Origin of the sequence: Corynebacterium sp. HMSC08A12 (genome assembly GCF_001807485.1) — a bacterium.
Taxonomy (GTDB): domain Bacteria; phylum Actinomycetota; class Actinomycetes; order Mycobacteriales; family Mycobacteriaceae; genus Corynebacterium; species Corynebacterium evansiae.
This window is the reverse complement of sequence record NZ_KV789161.1, coordinates 1-1,424: the sequence shown is the minus strand read 5'-3', so window position 1 is coordinate 1,424 and position 1,424 is coordinate 1. Positions and strand designations below refer to the sequence as shown.

The 1,424-nt window shown below is 57.4% G+C and carries 1 protein-coding gene; it reads right to left on the bottom strand.

Annotation, left to right across the window (positions count from 1 at the left end; all coding sequences use genetic code 11):
- Positions 1–66: 66 nt before the first annotated feature.
- Positions 67–1,305: an IS256-like element IS3506 family transposase gene (locus tag HMPREF3166_RS00010; RefSeq protein WP_210383899.1), complete on the bottom strand. Its 1,239-nt coding sequence runs from the start codon at positions 1,303–1,305 to the stop codon at positions 67–69.
- Positions 1,306–1,424 lie beyond the last annotated feature (119 nt).

The following is a 1,424-nucleotide window of genomic DNA, read 5'->3' as shown; positions in this document are numbered from 1 at the left end:
GGGTCAAGTCCGGTGTAGTGGTGTAGCCGTTTGTGCTTTCGGCTCGATATGAAGTTCGGGGCTTGGTTAGGCGGTTAGCTGGTGGTGGTCGTCACGATGTTCTCCTGGGTGGTGCATGAGGTGCTTGGTGTGTTCGAGTGCGGTCAGTGACATGTAGCGTTTTTGTTGGATCCAGTCGTCGTGTTGCTCGGCTAGGACCGCACCGACAAGCCGGATGATGGATTCACGGTTTGGGAAAATGCCGACGACGTCGGTGCGCCGGCGGATCTCACGGTTTAACCGTTCTGTGGGGTTGTTTGACCACACCTTCGTCCAGAATGGTTTCGGCGCTGCGGTAAACGCCAGTACTTCATCGAGTGATTCCTCCAAATACGCCGCGACGTGAGGGAATTTCGGCTCCAGTAGGTCGACAACTTCGCGGGCTTGAGCCCAAGTGGATGTGGCGTCAGGTTGCTGGAAGATTGTCTGGAACATCGCAGAGACCATCGGCCATTGTGTTTTCGGGACCTTTTCGTAGAGGTTCTTCGCGAAATGGGTGCGGCACCGCTGCCACGACGCATTGGGCAGCACTTCGGAAATGGCGTGCTGGATGCCTTCGTGGGCATCACTTGTGATAAGGAATACCCCAGTAAGTCCGCGGGCTTTTAAGTCCTGGAAGAAGCCTTTCCACGACGCGTTGGATTCCGCGGTGGCGACGTGCATGCCGAGCATTTCGCGATACCCGTCGGCGTTGACTCCGGTGGCAAGCAGCACTGAGCATTTGACCACCCGGCCGCCTTCACGGACTTTGATCGTGAGCGCATCGCACGATAAAAAGGCGTACCCGCCGGGGTCTAGTGGGCGGTTTTTGAAGTCTGCGACCATGTCGTCGAGTTCTTCTGACATGCGTGAGACTTGCGATTTCGACATGCTGGAAATCCCAAGCGTAGCCACCAGATCATTCATCCTGCGGGTGGAAACCCCTTTAAGGTAGCACGTGGCGATCACAGTCGATAAGGCTCGTTCTGCTCGTGAGCGGCGCTCTAACAGCCAGTCTGGGAAGAACGCGCCGTGGCGCAGTTTCGGCACCGCCACGTCGATCGTGCCGACACGGGTGTCAAGGTCGCGGTGGCGATACCCGTTGCGGTGGTTGACCCGCTCGGTGGATACAACTCCGTATTCGGCGCCGCAGACGGTGTCAGCCTGGGCGGAGAGGATCTGGTTGATAAACCCTTGCAGCATCTGGCGCATCAAATCCGGAGACGCTTGGGCCAGCAAATCATCCAGATAGGTTGTCGGGTCGATAGAATACGGTGCAGCGGTCATCGTCATAGGCCTTTCGGTGAGATGTGGTAGTTGAGTCGAAAGGCTAACTGGCGGTGGCCGCCCACTACTTTCCGGGACCCACCATCAGCAAGCGTTACACCACACTAAGGGACGCAACC

Bases quoted from the DNA above. Each gene is read 5' to 3' on its own strand.
- HMPREF3166_RS00010 (WP_210383899.1), bottom strand. From the start codon at position 1,305: ATGACCGCTGCACCGTATTCTATCGACCCGACAACCTATCTGGATGAT.